The organism is Pseudomonas sp. FP818 (genome assembly GCF_030687335.1).
Classification (GTDB): Bacteria; Pseudomonadota; Gammaproteobacteria; order Pseudomonadales; family Pseudomonadaceae; genus Aquipseudomonas; species Aquipseudomonas shahriarae.
Genome location: NZ_CP117427.1, coordinates 260881 through 281953 on the forward strand (window position 1 = coordinate 260881; position 21073 = coordinate 281953).

19 protein-coding genes and 1 pseudogene are annotated in these 21073 nt (G+C 60.9%); 6 read left to right on the plus strand and 14 right to left on the minus strand.

Features of this window, described 5'->3' with window-relative positions; genetic code table 11:
- Window positions 1-32: 32 nt before the first annotated feature.
- Together PSH80_RS01140 and PSH80_RS01145 are read right to left on the minus strand one after the other, a co-directional pair.
- Window positions 33-668 (minus strand): DUF1493 family protein, encoded by a 636-nt coding sequence (locus PSH80_RS01140; RefSeq protein ID WP_233093219.1) that lies wholly within the window; start codon window positions 666-668, stop codon window positions 33-35.
- 4 nt (window positions 669-672) lie between these two features.
- The gene (locus tag PSH80_RS01145; protein WP_198791965.1) at window positions 673-1155 is read right to left on the minus strand and encodes a hypothetical protein; all 483 of its coding nucleotides are present in this window, start codon (window positions 1153-1155) and stop codon (window positions 673-675) included.
- A gap of 292 nt (window positions 1156-1447) precedes the next feature.
- Here PSH80_RS01145 and PSH80_RS01150 point away from each other — a divergent pair, with 292 nt between their 5' ends.
- The 3 genes from PSH80_RS01150 to PSH80_RS01160 all read left to right on the plus strand — a co-directional run bounded on the left by PSH80_RS01150 (window position 1448) and on the right by PSH80_RS01160 (window position 5289).
- Window positions 1448-2623 (plus strand): tetratricopeptide repeat protein, encoded by a 1176-nt coding sequence (locus tag PSH80_RS01150; protein ID WP_305418857.1) that lies wholly within the window; start codon window positions 1448-1450, stop codon window positions 2621-2623.
- 273 nt (window positions 2624-2896) lie between these two features.
- Window positions 2897-4834, plus strand: coding sequence for an ATP-dependent DNA helicase RecQ (locus PSH80_RS01155; protein WP_128593829.1), 1938 nt, complete (start codon window positions 2897-2899; stop codon window positions 4832-4834).
- Between the two features lie 23 nt (window positions 4835-4857).
- Window positions 4858-5289, plus strand: coding sequence for a thioesterase family protein (locus tag PSH80_RS01160; protein WP_057437070.1), 432 nt, complete (start codon window positions 4858-4860; stop codon window positions 5287-5289).
- A 134-nt stretch (window positions 5290-5423) separates the two neighbouring features.
- On the opposite strand, the gene PSH80_RS01165 is transcribed toward PSH80_RS01160, so the two are convergent.
- The 4 genes from PSH80_RS01165 to PSH80_RS01180 all read right to left on the minus strand — a co-directional run bounded on the left by PSH80_RS01165 (window position 5424) and on the right by PSH80_RS01180 (window position 10295).
- Window positions 5424-5903 carry a YMGG-like glycine zipper-containing protein gene (locus PSH80_RS01165; protein ID WP_198791963.1) on the minus strand — a complete coding sequence of 160 codons (480 nt, stop codon included), beginning with the start codon at window positions 5901-5903 and terminating at the stop codon, window positions 5424-5426.
- A 222-nt stretch (window positions 5904-6125) separates the two neighbouring features.
- Window positions 6126-8474 (minus strand): FdhF/YdeP family oxidoreductase, encoded by a 2349-nt coding sequence (locus PSH80_RS01170; protein WP_186625090.1) that lies wholly within the window; start codon window positions 8472-8474, stop codon window positions 6126-6128.
- The gene (fdhD, locus tag PSH80_RS01175; RefSeq protein ID WP_057958003.1) at window positions 8471-9310 is read right to left on the minus strand and encodes a formate dehydrogenase accessory sulfurtransferase FdhD; all 840 of its coding nucleotides are present in this window, start codon (window positions 9308-9310) and stop codon (window positions 8471-8473) included. Before fdhD ends, PSH80_RS01170 begins: the two co-directional genes overlap by 4 nt.
- 115 nt (window positions 9311-9425) lie before the next feature.
- On the minus strand, window positions 9426-10295 hold the full coding sequence (locus PSH80_RS01180) for a LysR family transcriptional regulator (RefSeq protein ID WP_115127156.1): 870 nt from the start codon (window positions 10293-10295) through the stop codon (window positions 9426-9428).
- 133 nt (window positions 10296-10428) lie between these two features.
- Here PSH80_RS01180 and lysM point away from each other — a divergent pair, with 133 nt between their 5' ends.
- Entirely contained in the window at window positions 10429-10869 is a 441-nt protein-coding gene (gene lysM / locus PSH80_RS01185; protein ID WP_128593831.1) for a peptidoglycan-binding protein LysM, read from the plus strand.
- A gap of 127 nt (window positions 10870-10996) precedes the next feature.
- Here the strand turns inward: lysM and yrfG are convergent, their stop codons facing one another.
- On the minus strand, window positions 10997-11659 hold the full coding sequence (yrfG, locus tag PSH80_RS01190; protein ID WP_057958005.1) for a GMP/IMP nucleotidase: 663 nt from the start codon (window positions 11657-11659) through the stop codon (window positions 10997-10999).
- Window positions 11660-11750: 91 nt separating this feature from the next.
- Between yrfG and nudE the strand changes: the two genes are divergently transcribed.
- Together nudE and cysQ are read left to right on the plus strand one after the other, a co-directional pair.
- Complete coding sequence (gene nudE, locus PSH80_RS01195; protein ID WP_128593033.1) at window positions 11751-12317, plus strand: ADP compounds hydrolase NudE; 567 nt, start codon at window positions 11751-11753, stop codon at window positions 12315-12317.
- On the plus strand, window positions 12314-13150 hold the full coding sequence (gene cysQ, locus PSH80_RS01200; RefSeq protein WP_057958007.1) for a 3'(2'),5'-bisphosphate nucleotidase CysQ: 837 nt from the start codon (window positions 12314-12316) through the stop codon (window positions 13148-13150). Before nudE ends, cysQ begins: the two co-directional genes overlap by 4 nt.
- Before the next feature lie 28 nt (window positions 13151-13178).
- Here the strand turns inward: cysQ and PSH80_RS01205 are convergent.
- The 7 genes and pseudogenes from PSH80_RS01205 to rfbB all read right to left on the minus strand — a co-directional run bounded on the left by PSH80_RS01205 (window position 13179) and on the right by rfbB (window position 20946).
- Window positions 13179-14142 (minus strand): annotated as a pseudogene (locus PSH80_RS01205) (IS110 family transposase).
- 256 nt (window positions 14143-14398) lie between these two features.
- A complete protein-coding gene (locus PSH80_RS01210; protein WP_057437082.1) occupies window positions 14399-14854 on the minus strand; it encodes a thioesterase domain-containing protein in 456 nt (151 codons plus the stop codon).
- Between the two features lie 27 nt (window positions 14855-14881).
- Window positions 14882-16264, minus strand: coding sequence for a sigma-54 dependent transcriptional regulator (locus PSH80_RS01215; RefSeq protein ID WP_169989227.1), 1383 nt, complete (start codon window positions 16262-16264; stop codon window positions 14882-14884).
- On the minus strand, window positions 16261-18069 hold the full coding sequence (locus tag PSH80_RS01220) for an ATP-binding protein (protein ID WP_198791962.1): 1809 nt from the start codon (window positions 18067-18069) through the stop codon (window positions 16261-16263). The genes PSH80_RS01215 and PSH80_RS01220 overlap by 4 nt, the downstream gene beginning before the upstream one ends.
- Window positions 18070-18104: 35 nt before the next feature.
- The gene (gene rfbD / locus PSH80_RS01225) at window positions 18105-18995 is read right to left on the minus strand and encodes a dTDP-4-dehydrorhamnose reductase (RefSeq protein ID WP_128593032.1); all 891 of its coding nucleotides are present in this window, start codon (window positions 18993-18995) and stop codon (window positions 18105-18107) included.
- Window positions 18992-19867, minus strand: a complete 876-nt coding sequence (gene rfbA / locus PSH80_RS01230) for a glucose-1-phosphate thymidylyltransferase RfbA (protein ID WP_057437086.1) — start codon at window positions 19865-19867, stop codon at window positions 18992-18994. The genes rfbD and rfbA overlap by 4 nt, the downstream gene beginning before the upstream one ends.
- Window positions 19864-20946: a dTDP-glucose 4,6-dehydratase gene (gene rfbB, locus PSH80_RS01235; protein WP_120731259.1), complete on the minus strand. Its 1083-nt coding sequence runs from the start codon at window positions 20944-20946 to the stop codon at window positions 19864-19866. The genes rfbA and rfbB overlap by 4 nt, the downstream gene beginning before the upstream one ends.
- Window positions 20947-21073 lie beyond the last annotated feature (127 nt).

The following is a 21073-nucleotide window of genomic DNA, read 5'->3' on the forward strand; positions in this document are numbered from 1 at the left end:
CAAAAAGGCCCACATTAACCACTCAGTGTTCTTCAGCTCAGATTTTCCAGCGTTTGCGTATCCCAGCTATGAGTCTTGATCGCCAGGTAGAGCATGCCGATGGTGAGCGGCATTTTCTCGCCCCGGCCCTTGGCGCGGTGTTTGAGGAATACATCGAAGACCGGCGGGTTGAAGTAACGATAAGCATCATAGTCACCCAGGTCGAGATCGAATGTCTGCTCCAGCGCCTCCATAAATTGCCTGGCTTCGGCGCCGTCGCAGCCGAGGTCGAAGTTAAGCGAGGTTTTAAGGCGGATGGTCTTGTGCTTGGGCAGGCCGATTTCTTCATGCAGCAATTGCAGGAGCTGCTGCATGACAGGGTCTTCGGGGAAGTGGGGGGCCAGGTTCATGGTGGGAGCACGCAGGAGTGGGTGAGGGGGGAGGTGTTGCTGATGGTATTTGTTTCGAGTGAGCAGCAAACCGATGCCTATAAGAAAAGACAGAATCGGAAGGCTGTCTAATTGTAACTCTCTAATCCATCGGGTTGCGCCGAACAAAAGCGTTGGCCCGATAGCGACGAGAGCGAACCCAATCCATGTTCTGAGTATGGAGCACTTGATTCTCTTGTCGAGCAGAGCGGTAAGTGCGACGAGAATGGAGAGAGTGATCCAGGGGGCGTATTCGGTCATCGTATTACCTGCCCTGAAACTGTCGAACCAAGGCCGACAATGAGCGCTGAGGGCCGATCCCGCCATTGACCTGAGCGTCTAGGCCGATAACAACATCGCCGGCGTGGTAACTGCGAATAGCGCCCTTAATTATCAGGCCAAGAGTGCCTCCCACGGCGCCTCCAACCAGAGGCGATACCAGGCTTATGGGGGCGGAAAAGGCGCTACTAATTAGTCCTGCAACAATAGTCCCGCGCTCATTGAGTAAGTCGGCCTGTCGCCGAGTGAGTGGCTTGCAAATCGCGACGGCCATTTTGCAGGGTAAATCACGTGCGAGCATTTTTTCGTAGAGATCCATCAGTTGATAGCGCAGCTGGTTTGCACATATGCCTGCTTCTAGCAGATACAGGCTGGATAGCCCCTGCCGATCGCCAGGGAAAACAGTGAAACGAATCACGCTGAACGTGACGCCGTAATGGCCGATGTACTGAGTCCTTTCAAGGTTCACGGATTTCTTGCCGAGAAGGTTGCGAGGGCGCTAGTTTCGGTCAGGCTTGGCCGATTCTGTAGAGGGTTGAGTGGGCACCTGAGGCAGTTTGGGAAGCGTATGGTGCCCGACCAAGCAATTTCCTACAGAGTCTTCTGATGTTGGCAATTTGGCTGTCGGGCATCCTGGCGCAGGCGTGATAAAAACCACGTCACATTTTGTATAAAATCCCGGCAAAACCCCTGAATTCAGCGTATGTTTCACCGCAAAATCTTGTAGGGCAATTCCGCCCACTACTTAAAGGGAGTTAAGCATGGGTTTGCTTCGTATCGCCTCGGCGATGTCATTGTGTGCGGTGGCGTTTTCTGTCCAGGCCGAGCAGTTGCCAATTGAAGTGCTCAGTGCGGTGGTCAAGGACCAGAAAATCGCCGACGCTGAAGTCTTGCTGCAACGCAACGGCGCACAGAACGTGGTGGGGCGCACCAACGCCCAGGGCCAGGTCACCCTCACCAGCGAAGTTTCCGATGGCGCCGACAATCTGCTGATCATCAAGAAGCCCGGCTACTCCAACCTGGTGGTGAAGTGCCCGTGCAAAGGCATGACATACGCCATCAGCCCGGTGATGGAAAACCTCGACGGCCTGCGTGTAGTGCTGACCTGGGGACAATCGCCTTCGGACCTCGACTCCCACATGATCTTCCCCGGCAACAACATCTACTTCAACAGCAAGACCGGCACCGATGCCGAGTTGGATGTGGATGACACCGACAGCTACGGCCCGGAAACCATCACGCTGCAGAAAAAACACTACGGCGAAAGCTACGTCTACGCCGTGCATGACTTCTCCAACCGCACCAATACAGGCTCCACTGCACTGTCCGAGAGCCAGGCCAAGGTGTTTGTGTACATGGGCCAGTCCCTGGTTCGCACCTACTACGTGCCGACCAACCGTACCGGTAACCTGTGGACCGTGTTCCGCATGACCGGCAGCGGCGACTTCCAGGACATCAATACCTTTACCGGCGTACTGGTCGAAGCCAAGGATGTGCTCAACGAAGTCAAACCCCTGCTCAACGACAGCGTTGCCGTGGATGCGGTGGTGGTCAGTTCTGCGGTACAGGGCGATGCGAAGAAGCTGAACCTCAAAGGCGAAGCGGCCTACCAAGCCGGTAACCTGGACCAGGCAATCGACTACTTCCGTCAGGCTATCGAACTGGACAATTCCTTCGGTAAAGCCTACGGCAACCTCGGCCTGGCCTATCAGAAAGCCGGTAACACCGCCGAGTCGATCTGGGCCAACCGCAAGGCGATCGCCCTGGCCAGTGGCCCGACAGCGGCCACCGTGCGCGCCGGTTCCTACTACAACATTGCGCGGATCTACGAAGCGGCCGGGCAGTTTGCCGATGCGCTGCGTCACTATCAGTTGGCCAAGGAACAGAAGGCCAACCCGGTGTATGACAAAGCCATTGAGCGTGTGCAAAACCGCTGATTGAGCTGTAGCAAAGATCTGAAAATGTGGGAGCGGGCTTGCCCGCGATAGCGGTGTAACAGTCAACAGCAGTATCGACTGGGGCACCACCATCGCGGGCAGGCCCGCTCCCACTTTTGTTTTGGGGTGTTTTATAGATTGCCGTTTGCTACCGGCTTCACCCTCGCCGCCTGTGTATCATCCTGTCTCTCTTTTCCACGCGACCTTTCTCGATTCGCTGAAAATCCCGGGCTATGTTTTAGGCCTGTTCAGCGGTCAATGGAGTGACAGCTTATGCACGACACCCTCCAGCAGGTCTTTGGTTATCCACAGTTTCGCCCAGGCCAGGAGGCGGCTGTCAGCGCCGTGCTGGCCGGCCGCTCGGCGGCGGCGATCTTTCCCACCGGCTCCGGCAAATCCCTCTGTTATCAGCTCTCAGCCGTGTTGCTGCCGCACCTGACACTGGTAGTGTCGCCGTTGTTGGCGTTGATGCAGGACCAACTGGACTTTTTGCAGCGCCATGGCATTTCGGCCGGCAGCATTGATTCGACACAAAGCCGTGAGCAGGCCAATGACGTAATGGCCCGCGCTCGCTCCGGCGAATTGAAGATCCTGATGATTTCCGTAGAGCGCCTGAAGAACGAGCGCTTTCGCAACTTTTTGCACAGCGTTTCGATTTCGCTACTGGTGGTGGACGAGGCGCACTGTATTTCCGAGTGGGGCCACAACTTCCGCCCGGACTACCTGAAACTCCCCGACTACCAACACCAGTTCAACATTCCCCAGGCGCTGCTGTTGACGGCCACCGCCACGCCCAAGGTCATTGCGGACATGCAGGCCAAGTTCGCCATCGCCCCCGCCGACGTGATCACCACGGGGTTCTACCGGCCCAACCTCAACCTGTGGGTGGAGCCGGTCAGCGGCGCCGACAAGCGCCGGCGCCTGGCGGAGTGGATGGGCGAGCGGGCCAACCAGCCGAGCATCGTCTATGTCACCTTGCAGAAGACTGCCGAGCAGATCGCCGAGCACCTGAATCGCCATGGCATCCAGGCCGAGGCTTATCACGCAGGTTTACCCCATGATAAGCGCGAAGGCATCCAGCGCCGGTTCATGGGCGGCCAGTCCAACTGCATCGTCGCTACCATTGCCTTCGGCATGGGCATCGACAAGAGCGACATCCGCAATGTGGTGCATTTCGATCTGCCCAAATCCATCGAGAACTACAGCCAGGAAATCGGGCGTGCCGGTCGCGATGGCCAGCCTTCCGAGTGCCTGGTGCTGGCCAACCGCGACAGCCTCAATGTGCTGGAGAACTTTGTGTACGGCGATACGCCGGAGCAGGAAGGCATCCGCCTGGTGCTGGAGGAACTGCTGGCGGCCGGTGATGACGGGCAATGGGAGTTTCTGCTGCGCTCGTTAGCGGAACTGAGCAATGTCCGCGAGCTACCGCTCAAGACTTTGCTGGTGCAGTTGGAGCTCAAGGGGGTGATTGCACCGCGCTATGCGTTTTATGCCGAGTATCGCTTCAAGTACCTGGTAGAACCGGAGGTATTGCTGGCGCGTTTTTCCGGTGAGCGGCAGCAGTTTGTCGCCGCGATTATCCAAGCGTGCAAACGGGCCAGGAGCTGGGCCACCGTGGACTTTGATGCGCTTTATCAACAGCACCAGGCCGAACGCGGCCGGGTGGTCAAGGCGCTGGATTATTTCCAGGAGCAGGGCCTGATCGAGCTGGAGAGCAAGCAGATGACCGAGGTCTATAGCCTGCTCGATACCGGGTTTGATCCCCAGGCCTTGAGCGCCGAGTTATACACAGGCTTCAAGCAGCACGAAGCCACGGAAGTGGCGCGGATCCATGGGATGTTGGCGTTGTTCGCCAGTGAGCGTTGCCTGGGCTTTCGGTTGGCCGAGTATTTTGGCGATGCAGCCGCCCCCCGCCAGTGTGGGCATTGCTCGGTTTGTTCTGGACAGGTCGCCCATCTGCCGGCACCACCGGGCCTGGCACCGCTTGTGGATAAAAACTTCCAGGGACTGTGCGGGGATTTTATCCACAGGCATCATCAACACACTGGCAGCTTGCCAGGGGCCGAGCGCTTGACGCGGTTTTTATGCGGGATCAGCGTGCCACTGTTTACCAAGCTCAAGGCCCGGGGGATTCCAGGGTTTGCGGTGCTGGAAGAGTATCCGTATGCCGAGGTGCGGGATTGGGCCGAGGCCCACCTGAACGACCTGTAAATTCACTTCAACGAGACTTGTCCATGCCTGACTCAATGCCGCAGCGTGCCGATTACCGCCACTTCCAGCCGATCATTACGCGCTGGCACGACAATGATGTGTACGGCCATGTGAATAACGTCACCTACTACAGCTTCTTCGACACAGCAGTGAACACTTACCTGATTGAACAGGGCGGGCTGGATATCCATGACGGCGAAGTGGTGGGGTTTGTGGTGAGTTCGGCGTGCGACTACTTCGCCTCGATTGCTTTCCCCGACCGTATCGAAATTGGCCTGCGGGTGGGCAAATTGGGCAACAGTTCAGTGCAGTACGAATTGGCGGTGTTCAAGGCCGGCGAAGATGAGGCCTGTGCGGCGGGGCGGTTTGTGCATGTGTTTGTGGATCGGGCGACTAACCAGCCGGTGACGATTCCACAGGTACTGCGCGAAGCACTGCAACACCTGGCGGTCTGACGGCGGCCTGCGAAACAATGAAGAGCTAATGTGGGAGCCGGGCTTGCCCGCGATAGCGCAGTGTCAGGCCACCTATTGGTTGCTGGCATTGCGCTAGCGCAGGCAAGCCAGCTCCCACATTGAGTTTGCTGTGTTTACCGGTGACGGTAGTGATGCTTGTTCTTGCGATGGCCATAAGCATGCCCACGGCCACGATGATCATCACGGTCATAGCGGCGGTTATCACGCCCGCGATAGCGACGGTCGTCGTCATCGCTCTTATTGCCCATATAGTTACCCAGCGCGCCGCCCGCGCCACCGCCGGCTGCCGCGCCGATCAGGCTGCCGGTGCTACCGCCGACACTGCGCCCGACCACGTTGCCGCCTGCTGCGCCCAGTGCGCCGCCAATGGCTGCTTCGCCACGGCTGCGTTTGTCTGCGCCCACTGCGCTACCGCCGGCGCCGCCCAGGGCCGCACCAATGGCCGAACCGGTATTGCCGCCGATCTGCTGGCCGACGACCGAACCTAAAACCCCGCCCAATGCGCCGCCTACACCGGCTTCGGTGGTGCCACCGGCCGTGGCTGCGCCACTGACCAGGCCAAGGGACAACAAGAGAATCGAGGAGAACTTCATAGGTGAACCTCAAGGGGATGACGGCGCGATCCTGAGGTTGTCGGAATATTCTTACAATCGAATTCCGACCAGTGGTGCAGGTTGTATACAATTAGCTAAGTTACTGTTTTATCTAGGGAACTTAAGTCGTTTTTGCCGGTCTTTAGCTACTTCGGGAAGGCCGCTTTTATACAAAAGCGGCCTTTTTTGTGCCCGTAAAATCGTTCCCAGACATGGAGACGATCAGGCGGTCCGGGCCATGATCAGACCATTGTCGCTGGCCGCTTCCAGGCGAATCGCCACGAACTTGGAAGTAGGCGTATGGCTACCATCCCCAGTGCTTTCCAACGGCACCAGCGGGTTGACCTCCGGGTAATAGGCCGCCGCCTGTCCCGCCGGAATATCGAACGCCAGCAAGGTAAAACCCTTGACCCGGCGTTCACGGCCATCATCCCAGATCGACACGATATCGGCCTTCTGCCCCGGCTTGAAGCCCAGGCGGATGATGTCGGCTTCGTTGACAAACAACACGTCGCGCTGGCCCTTGACCCCACGATAGCGGTCATCCAGGCCGTAGATAGTGGTGTTGTACTGATCATGGGAGCGCATGGATTGCATGATCAGGTCGGGTAACTGGCCAGTGGCGCGGGTGCGTTCATGCACCAGGTCCTTGGGCAGGATGTTGGCGCGGAAGTTGGCGCGACCTGACGGCGTGTTCCAGCGGCGGGCGCCGGCGCTGTTGCCCAGGTAGAAACCGCCTGGGTGCTGCACGCGCTCATTGAAGTCCTTGAAGCCGGGAATGGTGTCGGCGATCAAGTCGCGGATGCGGCGGTAGTCGGCCACCAGCCAGTTCCAGTCCACCGGTTTGCTGCCCAGGGTGGCGGCGGCGATGCCGGCGACAATGGCCGGTTCCGACTTCATCAGCTTCGACAGCGGCTGCAATTGGCCGTTGGAGGCGTGCACCATGCTGAACGAGTCTTCCACCGTCACCGCTTGCGGGCCATCGGCCTGGATATCAATGTCGGTACGACCCAGGCACGGCAGGATCAAAGCCTGTTTACCGTGGGCCAAGTGGCTGCGATTGAGCTTGGTGCTGATCTGCACGGTCAGGTCGCAGTTGCTCAAGGCCTGGAAGGTGCGGGGGCTGTCAGGCGTGGCTTGGGCGAAGTTGCCGCCCAGGCCGATAAACACCTTGGCGCGGCCCTCAAGCATGGCGTGAATGGCTTCGACCACGTTATGCCCGTTGTCACGGGGTACCTTGAACTGGAAGCGACGCTCCAGGGCATCCAGGAAGGCCACGGGCGGCCGTTCGTTGATGCCCATGGTGCGATCGCCCTGCACGTTGCTATGGCCACGCACCGGGCACAGGCCGGCACCTGGGCGGCCGATGTTGCCGCGCAGCAGCATCAGGTTGGCGATTTCCTGGATGGTCGGCACCGAATGCCGATGCTGGGTGATGCCCATCGCCCAGCACATGATCACGTTCTTGCCTTTGGCGTACATGCGCGCCGCTTGCTCGATCTCCACCAGGCTCAGGCCGGACTGTTCGACGATTTCATCCCAGGAGGTGTCGTCGATCTTGGCCAGGTAATCCAGCACATTGACCGTGTGTTCATTGAGGAAGTCGTGGTCGAACACTGCCTCTTTGCCTTCGGCCTGGGCCTGGCGCTCCCACAGCAGCAGGAACTTGGCCATGCCGCGCAGGATGGCCATGTCGCCCCCCAGCGCCGGACGGAAATATGCGGTGTTGGTCGGTTTATCACCGTTGGTGAGCATTTCCAGTGGATGTTGCGGGTGCTGGAAGCGTTCCAGGCCACGCTCTTTGAGCGGGTTGATACACACCACCTGGGCACCGCGTTTCACTGCTTCGCGCAGCGGTTCAAGCATGCGTGGGTGGTTGGTGCCGGGGTTCTGGCCCCAGACGAAAATCGCGTCGGCGTGTTCGAAGTCGTCAAACGTCACGGTGCCTTTGCCGACCCCCACACTTTGCGCCAAGGCTACGCCGCTGGCTTCGTGGCACATGTTCGAGCAGTCCGGGAAGTTGTTGGTGCCATAGGCGCGCACGAACAGCTGATACAAGTATGCCGCTTCATTGCTGGCGCGGCCCGAGGTGTAGAACTCGGCCATGTCCGGGCTTGGCAGGGCTTGCAGGTGCTTGCCGATCAGGTCGAAGGCCGACTCCCAGCTGATTGGCTTGTAGCGGTCGGTCTCGGCGTCATAGCTCATCGGCTCGGTCAGGCGGCCCTGGTATTCGAGCCAGTAATCGCTTTGCTCCAGCAGGGAGCTGACGCTGTGCTTGGCGAAGAACGCCGCATCCACCCGGCGCTTGGTGGCTTCCCAGTTGACCGCCTTGGCGCCGTTCTCGCAGAACTTGACCATGCCGCTTTCCGGCGAGTCACCCCAGGCGCAACCCGGGCAGTCGAAGCCGCCGTTCTGGTTGGTCTTGAGCATCATGCGCAGGTTTTTCAGCGCGTTATCGCTGGTCAGCCACGCCTGTGCCACGCTGATCAGCGCGCCCCAGCCACCCGCCGGGCCTTTGTAGGGCTTGTAGCGCGGGGTCGGGGTTTGGTCGGCTTGGTGATGATTGCTCATGGCTGGTACTCCATCGCAGGGCTGTAGACCCGCGGCGCGCTTTTTTGCGGCAGGTGGATAAGATTGAGGTTGTGCCGGCGCGCCCATTGCAGGGCCAGGCCGGTGGGTGACGACAGGCTGACCAGGGTCTGGATGCCCGCGCGCAGGACTTTCTGGATCAATTCGAGGCTGCAACGGCTGGTGACAATCGCCACGCCGCCTTCGGTCGGGATGCGCTGGCGCACCAGGGCGCCGATCAGTTTGTCGAGGGCGTTATGCCGGCCGATATCTTCGCGGCCCAGCAGCAGTTCGCCCTGGTTATTCATGAACACCGCTGCATGCACCGCGCCACTGTATTGGCCCAACGGCTGGAAGGCGCTGATACGCTGGCGCAAGCCCTCGAGCCAGGCGGCAGGCGGCAGTGGTGCGCCCGGCAAAACCTGCAGGTCCGGCAACGCCTGCTCCACGGCTTCCACGCCACACAGGCCGCAGCCGCTGGTGCCGGCCAGTTGCCGGCGCTGTTGCTTGAGGTTCCAGAAGGCGCGGCTGCAGATCTGCACCTGGGCGTACTGGGCCGAGCCTGCGCCGCTCAGTTGCAGGTCATAGATATCGCTGATGTCGCTGATGATGCCGCTGCCCAGGCTGAAGCCGACGATAAAGTCTTCAAGATCGGTGGGCGTCACCAGCATCACGGCCTGGCTGATGTCGTTGTAGGCAATCGCCAACGCAACTTCCTCGGCCAGCGCGGTGCTGGCCGATTCCGTGTGGTCGAGGCTGCAATATTGATAACTCTGGCTGGCGGCAGGCGCGGGCGTTGTCAGGGCAGGCGCCGCGCACGCTGGGCGCTGGGCGTTCATCAAGTCTAGTCACCGGCGAAGTGTTCAGAGTGAAGACTAGGCGCGACAAAGGGTCGCGTCTAATCGCCAATACTGATCTACCGATAGATGACGTCGATCAATGCTCCGGTAGCGATTACTGATAAAGCGCGAAACATGCCTCGGCCAACGCCGAACGTGGCGCGCTGCGCCGCATGATCAGCCCCAGCTTGGCCAGGGTTTGCGCGTTTTCGATAGGTTGCAGGCGCAGATGTTCGGTCAGGGCTTCGAGGCCGCCGTCCAGGGGCATCACCGCACAACACAGGCCGCCATGCACGGCCTGCAGCAACTGATGGACGGCATCGGTTTGCAGCAAGGGGTGTGGCGTCAGGCCGCGGCTATGGAAGTTATGGTCGATGGACTGGCGAAAATGCATGCCGCTGGTGAGCATGCCCAGGGGCAGCTCGATCAGCGCCTCCCAGCTCAGGGGCTTTTCGCCAAAGCTGAAAAAGCGTTGGTCGTACAACAGGCCCATGCGGGTTTCGTCCAGGGCCAGGGAGTCAAAGCGCTCGCTGTCGAGGCGTTCAAGGTAGGACACCCCCAGGTCCAGGCGATTGCTCGCCAGTTGTTCGAGGATCTGCTCGGAGCTCAACGCCGACAGCTCAAAGCGCAGGCTGGGGTGTTGCCTGTGCAACTGTTGCATCAAGGCCAGCGGATCAAAGCTCGACAGCGGCACCACGCCCAGGCGCAATGTCCCCACCAGGTTGCCCCGGCAGGCGGCCGCTTCGGCCTGCAGGCCGTCATAGGCGGCCAGTACCGTACGCGCCCACGCCAGCACCCGCTCGCCAGGGGCGGTAAAACCCTCGAAACGCTGGCCGCGATTGACCAGCGGCAGCTCCAGCTCTTCTTCCAGGCTGCGCAGGCGCATCGACAGGGTTGGCTGGGTGATGTGACAGCGCGCGGCCGCCTGGCCGAAGTGACGGGTTTCGTCGAGGGCGATGAGGAATTTCAGTTGTTTGATGTCCATCTTCGCTCCGGGGGCTTATTCCAATGGCGCAGGGATTCTAGCGCGTTTGCGTCATTGGTCGGGCTGGAACCAAGGTCTGTAAGACTGGTCTAGTCTTTGGCATCTGGAAACCCAATCCCAAGGAGAGCGCACTATGAGTCTTTTTAGCTTTATCAAAGAAGCCGGCGAGAAAATCGTTGATCTGTTGACGCCGGGTAATGCAAACGCGAGTGAGCAGTTGAAGGATCACGTTGCCAAGGTCGGCCTGGGTAACCCGAATGTGCAGACCACCGTGGTGGGCGACAAGGTGACGGTGACCGGTGAAGTCGCCACCCAGGAGGAGAAAGAGAAGATTCTGCTGGCGCTGGGCAACATTGCCGGCGTGGCGACCGTGGATGACCAGATCACTGTGTCGGGCCCTGTTGTTGCGGCTGCCCGTTTTGTCGTGGTGAAAAAGGGCGACACCCTCAGCGCGATTTCCCTGTCGGTCTACGGCAATGCCAACCTGTACAACAAAATCTTCGAGGCCAACAAGCCGCTGTTGTCGCACCCGGACAAAATCTACCCAGGGCAGACGCTGCGTATTCCTGAGTAATACCCGGAGCAACTGAATAATGTGGGAGCGGGCTTGCCCGCGATTGCGGTGTGTCAGTCAGCAGATCTAGCTCTGACCCACCGCTATCGCGGGCAAGCCCGCTCCCACAGGGGCCTCACATCTAGTTTTAGAGCCCGCTGATCAATTCCCGGTAATCCCCGACTGCATCAAACTCCGCCGTATCCTTCGGCCCTTTGCGGCTGTCCGGCTCTTTCACCGCCAGCAAATGCCCCACGCCAAAATCCCGCGCACTGCGCAGAATCGGCAAGGTGTCGTCGATAAACAGGCTGCGCGCCGGGTCGAAGTCGATGTCCGCTTGCAGGGCGTCCCAGAACTGCGGGTTTTCCTTGGCAAAACCATAGTCGTGAGAGCTGATCAGCCGCTCGAAATACGGCGCCAACTCAATGCGTTCCAACTTCAACGACAGCGAATCGCGGTGGGCGTTGGTGATCAGGATCACGCGCTTGCCGGCCTGCTTGATGGCCGCCAGAAAGGTATCGGCGTCCGGCCGCAGGGCGATCAAATGGGCGGTTTCCAGCTTGAGTTCGCGCACCGGGATCTTCAGTTCGGTGCTCCAGAAATCCAGGCAATACCATTGCAACTGGCCGGCGTTACGCTCGAACAGCGGCTGCAACTCCATCTCCGCCAGGGCAAGGCTCACACCGTGCAGTTCGGCATAGCGCCGGGGCAGGTGTTCCATCCAGAAGTGGTTGTCGAAATGCAGGTCAAGCAGGGTGCCGTCCATGTCCAGCAGGACGGTGTCGATATCGGACCAGGGCAGTGGCGGCATGGTGGGTTCTCAAGCAGGTAAGTAAATATATCCGACACAGACAATCGGAAAAGCCACGGTATAGTAACCCGATCACGCCAAGGAGCCCTCTATGCGCCAGAAACCCACCGTCCTCGCCCGCGAAATTGTCGCCAGTAGCCGTTTGTTCCGCGTGGAGGAAGTGCAACTGCGCTTTTCCAATGGCGTTGAACGGACCTACGAGCGCCTGGTGGGCCGGGGTGCAGGGTATGGCGCGGTGATGATCGTGGCGATGATCGACGCTGACCACGCGCTGCTGGTGGAAGAATACTGCGGTGGCACGGATGAGTATGAACTGTCATTGCCCAAGGGCCTGATCGAGCCGGGCGAAGACGTGCTGGCGGCGGCAGACCGCGAGCTCAAGGAAGAGGCGGGCTATGGCGCCCGGCAGTTGGAGCACCTGACCGAACTGTCCCTGTCCCCTGGCTACATGAGCCAGAAAATCCAGGTGGTGCTGGCCACCGAGCTGTACGAAGAGCGCCTGGAAGGCGACGAGCCCGAGCCGATGCGCGTGGACCGGGTCAACCTGCGCGAGCTGGCACAACTGGCGCAGAACCCGCAGTTCAGCGAAGGCCGGGCCCTGGCCGCGTTGTACCTGGTGCGGGACTTGTTGACCCAGCGTGGAGCCTTCCAGTCATGAGCGAATTGTTCCTCGGCCACCCGTACATTGCCCCGGTGATTGAACTGGCCCGCCAGGCCGGCGAGGTCATCCTGCCGTACTGGCGCGCCAATGTAGCCGTGACGGCCAAGGCGGATGATTCGCCGGTGACCGCCGCCGATCTGGCCGCCCATCACCTGATTCTCGCCGGCCTCACTGCGCTGGACCCAAGCATCCCGGTGCTGTCGGAAGAAGATGCCGACATCGACCAGAGCGTGCGTGCCGGTTGGCAGCGTTGGTGGTTGGTGGACCCGCTGGACGGCACCAAGGAATTTATCAGCGGCAGTGAAGAATTTACCGTCAACATCGCCTTGATCGAACAGGGGCAGGTGGTGTTTGGCGTGGTGTCGATGCCCACCAGTGGCCGCTGCTACTTCGGCGGCGCCGGGCTTGGGGCGTGGCGCTCCGACGTGAATGCCGCACCCCGGCCGATCCAGGTGCGCCAGAAGCCGGCCGCAGGCGAGGCGTTCACCGTGGTTGCCAGCCGTCGCCACACCAGCCCCGAACAGGAGCGCTTGCTCGATGGGTTGAGTGAAGGGCTGGGGGAGTTGAAGCTGGCCAATATCGGCAGCTCCTTGAAATTCTGCCTGCTGGCCGAAGGCAGCGCCGATTGCTATCCGCGCCTGGCGCCGACGTCGCAGTGGGACACCGCCGCCGCCCAGGGCGTGCTGGAAGGGGCTGGCGGCGAAGTGCTGGAGTTGAATGGCCAGCCGTTCAGCTACCCGGCGCGCGAGTCGCTGTTGAACCCGTTCTTCCTGGCCTTGCCGGCCAAGGCCGCCTGGCGCGAGCGTTTGCTGACTCTGGCCCGTTCTTGAAGGCAATGCAGATCAAATGTGGGAGATTCTATGGTTTTGGGGAAGCCCCCAAAACCGCTTTTGACTGGTATTCGCTCAGGTTTTTCATGAGCGAAAAGGCGATGCGCGCCAGCTTGCGGCCAATGATGACCAGGGCTTGAATCGTTTTCAGGCCCCTGGCCAGATAACCCTCGTATAAAGGTTTCCAGGCTTCTGACCTGATACCTGCTGACGCCGCGTTATGCAGCAATCTACGTATCTCTGAATCTCCCTTCTTGCTCAATGAGCGGCGTCCGCTCATTTGCCCAGAATCGGATACTCTCAAGTCCATTCCCAAGAACGCGATGTAAGCGTCAGCACTTTCAAATTCTCCTCGCTGAAACGCCATTACCAGGGCAACCGCTGTCAGAAAACCAATGCCCTCGACGGCTTGGCAGCGCTTGACCTGATGCAAAAGCCCCGCCTCAGTAACAGCATCTAATATCCTTTTCTCAATGAGCCCCTCATGCCTATCAAGACACGCTGAAATGCTCTTGGACGAGGCCTTGAGTGATGGCTCGCCCGCCCAGCTCTGATTCAGTGCAACACGCATTTTCACCAGCGCTGCGCGTCGACGCAGCAAGCTTTGAAGCTTGGTATAAAATCTTCGGCGGCGGATTCCAGGCGCGTAAATCAGCCTGTTCATTCTTCAAGTAGCGAGCCAGCAACTGCGCATCACTGAAGTCTGTTTTAGCGCGACCACCTGTGCCTTTGCGGTAATGGCTAAGGCGATATCCATCAATCACGTAAACGATATGGCCCATCGAATGAGCCAAGTTGACGGTATCCACGTGATAGATATTGGTGGCTTCAATTGCGATGGCGCTGCCCGCAGGCAAAGACTTCAGCCATGCCTTCAGCTCGCTTTTCTTGTTCGATACGATCTTTGTTTCAGCAGTTTCACTTTGATAAACAACTACTTCGGCTTTAGCGACATCCACTCCAATGATTGATTGCGAGACAGTCATTGCCATGAGAAAAGCTCCGGGTTAGGGTTTACGGGCTTGTCGGGGCTTCACCGTTGCGCTGGCTTGCTTCTATCGTCGGTCATGGCCGATGCATTCCTTATCGGCGCTTTGGTGAAGGGGTGGGGCGAAGTCTCCCACGGTCTGTACTGGCTAGAGTCAGATGCTGGCTTTTAGTCCCACCACCCCTACAAGTCTAACCATACAAGCTGGCTTGCCTGCTCCCACACAAGCCCGCTCCCAGATAGGCCTTGGATGATCTTGCCTAGCGGTGCAACACGTACTGCCCGGTAAACGCCACCGCCCGCGCGTCACTGCCCTCATTCACGATCCACGCCTGCAACGCCAGCCGCGCCCGGCCATGGCGCCGGTAGGTCGCCAAAAAGCGCTTCCACACCTTGTCCTCCGGGGCCTGGCAAATCGCCGTGGCGTCCTGGGTGACAGGCAATGGGTAGCTGATCTGCCCTTCCTGAATCACGATATGCCCGTCTTCAATCCCTTCCTCGCGCAATTGCAGGTGCAGCCAGCCCCAGCCCGCCAAGACCGCGCCGCAATACAGGCTGCCGCCGAACATGGTGCTCTTGTGGTTGATATTGGCTTGCAACGGTAAGTGCAGGCGCAGTTGCCGGTCCTGCCAGTCGAGCACCTTGAGGCCCATCTCCCGGGTCAGGGGGATGTCATGGTGCAGAATGGATTCCAGGTAACGGCTATCGCGGCTCATGGCAGTCTCTTGGCAGGGGGGAAAAGGTCAATCGTCGTCAGCGTGGGCGTTGCCGCTGTCGGCAAAGTTCAGGCCGTGCTTGCGTAACTTGTCATGCAGGGTTTTGCGCGGCACGCCCAGGGCTTCGGCCAGGCTGCGTACAGAGCTGTGGGGGCGGCCGAGTTCGGCCGCGATCAGGGCTTTTTCAAAGTGCTCGACTTGCTCGCTCAAGCCCCCCGTCGACATCGGTACACCCGGCGCCGGGCCGTCCGGTGCGCTGTCCAGGGCCAGTTCCAGGCCAAGGGCGAAGCGCTCGGCGACGTTTTGCAGTTCGCGCACGTTGCCCGGCCAGTTATGGCGCAACAGCATTGCCCGTTGGCCCGGCTGCAGCTCATGCAGCGGCAGGCCGTGGCGGCTGCTGGCCTCGTCGGCGAAGTGCTGGAACAGCATCAGGGCATCTTCGCCCCGCTCGCGCAGCGGCGGAATGCGCAGCGGCGCGACGTTCAGGCGGTAGTACAAGTCTGCGCGAAAGCGCCCCTGGTCGGCGGATTGGCGCAGGTCTTCCTTGGTCGCGGCGATGATGCGGATATCCAGCGGGATCTGCTGATTGCCCCCCAGGCGCTCAACCACCCGCTCCTGTAGCAGACGCAACAACTTGACCTGCACATCCAGGCTCATGCTCTCGATTTCATCGAGGAACAACGTGCCGCCGTTGGCAAATTCGAACTTGCCGATGCGCCGTTTCTGCGCACCGGTAAACGCCCCCGGCTCATGGCCGAACAGCTCGCTTTCGACCACGGACTCGGCCAGGGCGCCTGCGTTGATAGCGACGAAGGGCCCGGTGCGGCGGTTCGACAGGTCGTGCAGGGCGCGCGCCACCACTTCCTTGCCGGCGCCGGTTTCGCCGAGGATCAGCACGTCGGCGCGGGTCGCCGCCAGCGCGCCAATCTGCTCGCGCAGGCGTAGCATCGGCGCCGACTGGCCTACCAGGCGCGTGCTCAATTGCTGGCGGTCACTCAGGGCCAGGCGCAGGCTGCGGTTGTCCAGCACCAGCCGGCGCAGCGACAGGGCGCGGCGCACGCTGTCGAGCAGGGCGTCGCTGGCGAAGGGTTTTTCGAGGAAGTCATAGGCGCCGGCGCGCATTGCTTGCACCGCCAGTGGCACATCGCCGTGGCCGGTGATCAGCAGTACTGGCAACTCCGGGTCCTGGCCGTGGAGCTCGGTGAGCAGCTCCAGGCCGTCCATGCCGGGCATGCGGATATCGCTGACCACCACCCCTGGCCAATCCCGCGTCAGGCGCGCCGTGAGGCCGGTGGCCTCGCCAAGGGGCAGGACTTTCAGCCCGGCCAGGTCCAGGGTCTGGCACAGGGCCTGACGCAGGTGTGGATCATCGTCGATCAACACCACCTGAATCTGGTTATCGATAGTCATACACTGCGGTCCTCGGACGGTTGCAGACTGACGCCGGGTGCCCCGGCGCGCAGTTTCAAGGTTATCAGTGCGCCGCCTTCCTTGTGGTTGGCGAACAGCAGTTCACCACCAAAGGCACGCATCAGGGTGTCACAGATGGCCAGGCCCAACCCCAGGCCCTGGGTGCGGGTCTTGGTGGTATAGAAGGGCTCGCTGGCGCGACCCAGGGCTTCCATGCAGAACCCCGGCCCATTGTCGCGGATGTACAGGTTGACGCCCTGCTCGGTGGATTCGGCACTCAGCCACAATTTGCGCGGCGGACCCTTTTCGGTCAACGCATCCAGGGCATTGGCCAGCAGGTTGCCCAGCACCTGGCGCAGGCGGGTTTCCCCGGCCTCCACCCACAGGGAGGCTTCTGGCAAGTCGCGGATCAGCTCCACTTCCATGGCCCGCCGGCGCTTGGCCAGCAATGCCAGCGCATCGTCCAGGGCCGGTTGCAAGGCCACGCTTTCCGGGGCATGCCGGTCGCGGCGGGCAAAGGCGCGCAAGTGGGCGATGATCGAGGCCATGCGCCCGGTCAGTTCGCTGATCAGTTTGAGGTTGCCCCGCGCGTCGTCGGTGCGCTGGTGATCGAGGAGAATCTCAGCGTTTTCCGCGTAGCTGCGAATGGCCGCCAGGGGCTGGTTGAGTTCATGGCTGATACTCGCCGACATGGTACCCAGCGCCGACAGTTTGCCGGCCTGCACCAAGTCATCCTGGGCGCGCACCAATTCCTGCTGGGCATTTTCGCGCTCCAGTACTTCCTGGCGCAGGCGGCGGTTGAGGCCTTCGAGGTCACTGGTGCGTTCGGCCACGCGCATTTCCAGCTCGCGCCGGGCCTTGGCTTCAAAGGCGATGCGTTCCAGGTAGTGGCGACGGCGCTGCATCATCAGGCCGAGCAGCAGCATCAGCACCAGTAAGGTCGCGCCGCCGACGGCAACCACCGTGCGCACAGGGCGGTCGATCAGGGTGCGCGGCGCAAGAATCTCCACATTCCAGCCGGTTTCGGCGATTTCGGTGGACTGGCGCAGCCAGGCATTGGAGCTGAAAGTCAGGGGCTGTGGGTCGCGGGTCGGGTAGGGCTGGATCGCGACGATCGCCTGGTGCTCGGCCTCGGTCAGTGGCCGGGTCGCGCGAAAACGCCATTGTGGGCGTGAGGTCAGGATCACCACGCCGTTGTGGTCGGTGACCAGCAGTTGCTCGGGGGTCTGGCCCCAGAGGCTTTCGGTGTGGTCCAGGTCGACCTTGACCACCAGCACGCCAATCACATGTTCGTCTTCGCGCACCGCAGCGGCGAAGAAGTACCCGCGCTTGGCCGAGGTGGTGCCCAGGCCGAAGAAACGCCCCAGGCGCCCGGCCATGGCCTCACTGAAATACGGACGAAAGGAAAAGTTGCGGCCGACGAAGCTGTCCTGTTTGTCCCAGTTCGAGGCGGCCAGGGTCTTGCCACGGGTGTCCATCAGGTACATCACTTCCACGCCCGCCTGGACTGACACCTCCTTGAGCAACTGGTTGGCGGCGACCAGGTTGGTGCTGATGTGAGGCGCTTCCAGGGCGGTACGCAAGGCCGGCAATTCGCCGAGGATTTGCGGCAGTATTTCGTAGCGGTGCAGGGTGCCCAGCAGGTTGGCGACGTACAGGTCGAGGGTCTGGCGGTTCTGCCCGGCCAGCTCGCTGCGGTAGTAACGTTCGGCCAGATGCTCCAGCGGCCACAGCAGCGGTGCCAGGCATAACGCCAGCAACGCCAGGCTGCGCCAGCGGGGTCTTCGTGGAAGGGGTGGAGTCATGTAAGTCTGCGCCTGTGGGTACAGGCGCATTATGCCTAGTGCTGCTGTGCAAGACACTCGCGCAATGCTTCGCGCCATTGCGGTTGGCCGACGTGCCATTGCTGTTGCAGACGGCTGCAGTCCAGGCGCGAGTTCAACGGGCGCTTGGCGGGCGTGGGGTAGTCGCTGGCGGGAATCCCTTCCAGCTCGGCGCACGCCTTGCCTTCGGCCAGCAGTTGCTCGCCAATGGCCTGGGCAAAGCCGAACCACGAGGTCTCGCCCTGGGCCGTCAAGTGATAGACGCCCCAGTCCCCGGCCTGGCCGGCCTGCCAGCGCTCGATCAGTGCCCGGGTGCTGTTGGCGATGGTCCCGGCCCAGGTCGGCGCACCGATCTGATCGGCGACGATACGCATCTGCGGTTTTTCCTGGAGCAGGCGCTGCATGGTCAGCAGGAAGTTCTTGCCGTGGCTCGAATACACCCAACTGGTACGCAGGACCAGGTACTGACCGCCCACCGCCGCGATGGCCTGCTCGCCCGCCAGCTTGCTCTGGCCGTAGACACCCAACGGGTTGGGCGCATCGTCCTCGGTGTAGGGCGCCGGCTTGCTGCCGTCAAACACATAGTCGGTGGAGTAGTGGATCAACGGGATGCCCAGGGCCTTGGCTTCTTCGGCGAGGATGCCGGGCGCCGTGGCATTGATCGCGAAGGCCACCTCGGGCTCGTTCTCGGCCTGGTCGACAGCAGTATGGGCCGCTGCGTTGATGATCAGCCCAGGGCGAAGGCTGCGCACCTGTTGGCGGATCTGCTCGGGGTTGGCCAGGTCGAGCTGGTCGCGACCGAGCACGACCAGTTCACCCAGGCCCTGGAGCCGCAGTTGCAGCTCGCGGGAAACCTGGCCGTGTTGGCCGGTGATGAGGATTTTCAACGGTGTACCGCTCACATTCATTGGGTTTCCCCTGCGAGGGAGAACAGGTATTGGCCATAGCCAGTCTTGCCGAAGTATTTGGCCCGCTCCAGCAGATGGTCGCGGTCGATCCAGCCGTTTTCGTAGGCGATTTCTTCCAGGCAAGCCACTTTCAAGCCCTGGCGGTGCTCGATGGTCTGCACATAGATCGAGGCTTCCAGGAGGCTGTCATGGGTGCCGGTATCGAGCCAGGCGAAGCCACGGCCGAAGCGCTCGACATGCAGGTCGCCGCGCTTGAGGTAGGCATTGTTGACGTCGGTGATCTCCAGCTCGCCGCGTGGCGAGGGCTGGACGGCCTTGGCAATCTTGACCACATCGTTGTCATAGAAGTACAGGCCGGTCACGGCATAGCTGGACTTTGGCTTGGCGGGTTTTTCTTCGATGGAAAGCGCGCGGCCTTCACCGTCGAAATCAATTACGCCGAAGCGCTCCGGGTCCTTGACCCAGTAGCCGAACACTGTGGCGCCGGATGGACGCTTGGCGGCGGCGCGCAGTTGCTCGCTGAAATGCTGGCCGTGGAAGATGTTGTCGCCCAGGATCAGGCATACCGGGTCATTGCCGATGAACGCTTCGCCGATCAGGAAGGCCTGTGCCAAACCATCGGGCGAGGGTTGCTCGGCATAGCTGATCTGCACGCCGAACTGGCTGCCGTCGCCCAGCAGGTTGCGGTATTGCGGCAAGTCCACCGGCGTAGAAATCACGAGGATCTCCTTGATTCCGGCGAGCATCAGCACGGAAATCGGGTAGTAGATCATCGGTTTGTCGTACACCGGCAGCAACTGCTTGGAAACCCCCAGGGTAATGGGGTGCAGGCGCGTCCCGGAGCCACCGGCCAGTACGATTCCCTTCATCATGCAATCAGGTCCTTCGCTTCGGTGTTGCCGAGGCGTTCGCCCTGATAACTGCCGTCCTGGACCCGGCGGCACCATTCCAGGTTATCGAGGTACCACTGCACGGTCTTGCGCAGACCGCTCTCGAAGGTTTCTTCCGGGACCCAACCCAGTTCGCGCTCGATCTTGCTGGCGTCGATAGCGTAGCGCTGGTCATGGCCTGGACGGTCCTTGACGAAGGTGATCAGGTCGGTGAACTGGGCAACGCCGGCCGGACGCTGTGGCGCCAGCTCCTCGAGCAGTGCACAGATGCCACGCACCACGTCGATGTTCTTTTGCTCGTTGTGCCCGCCGATGTTGTAGGTCTCGCCCACTACACCTTCGGTGACTACTTTGAGCAGTGCGCGGGCGTGGTCTTCGACAAACAGCCAGTCACGTACTTGCAGGCCATCGCCGTACACCGGCAGGGCCTTGCCTGCCAAGGCATTGAGGATCACCAGCGGGATCAGCTTCTCGGGGAAGTGGAACGGCCCGTAGTTGTTCGAGCAGTTGGTCAGCAGCACCGGCAAACCGTAGGTGCGCTGCCAGGCGCGAACCAGGTGGTCGGACGCGGCCTTGCTCGCAGAGTAAGGCGAGCTGGGCGCGTAAGGCGTGGTTTCGGTGAACAGGTCATCCACACCATGCAGGTCGCCATACACTTCGTCGGTGGAAATGTGATGGAAGCGGAAGGCGCTCTTGGCCGGCTCTGCCAACTGCTGCCAGTAGGCGCGAGTGGCTTCCAGCAGACTGTAGGTGCCGACGATGTTGGTCTGGATAAAGTCCGACGGACCGTCGATGGAACGGTCGACATGGGACTCGGCCGCCAGGTGCATGATGGCCTGGGGCTGGAAGCGTGCCAGGACTGCACTGACGGTGGCCTGGTCGATGATATCGGCCTGGACGAACTCATAGCGGCTGTCGGTCGCGATGCTGGTCAGCGACTCAAGATTGCCCGCGTAGGTCAGTTTGTCGAGGTTGAGAACTTCATGTTCAGTGTTTTGAATCAAATGGCGGATCAGTGCGGAACCGATAAAACCGGCACCACCGGTAACAAGAATACGCATGTCGAGAGGCCTTTTCCTTAGACGGACATTGAGCGAATGGGGCATAGCTTGCGGGCTTGCGATGGGCGGTGCAAGGGGCGGTGGTCAGATTGGCCCGGCTTGCGTGCTCAAAGAAGACCATCACAAT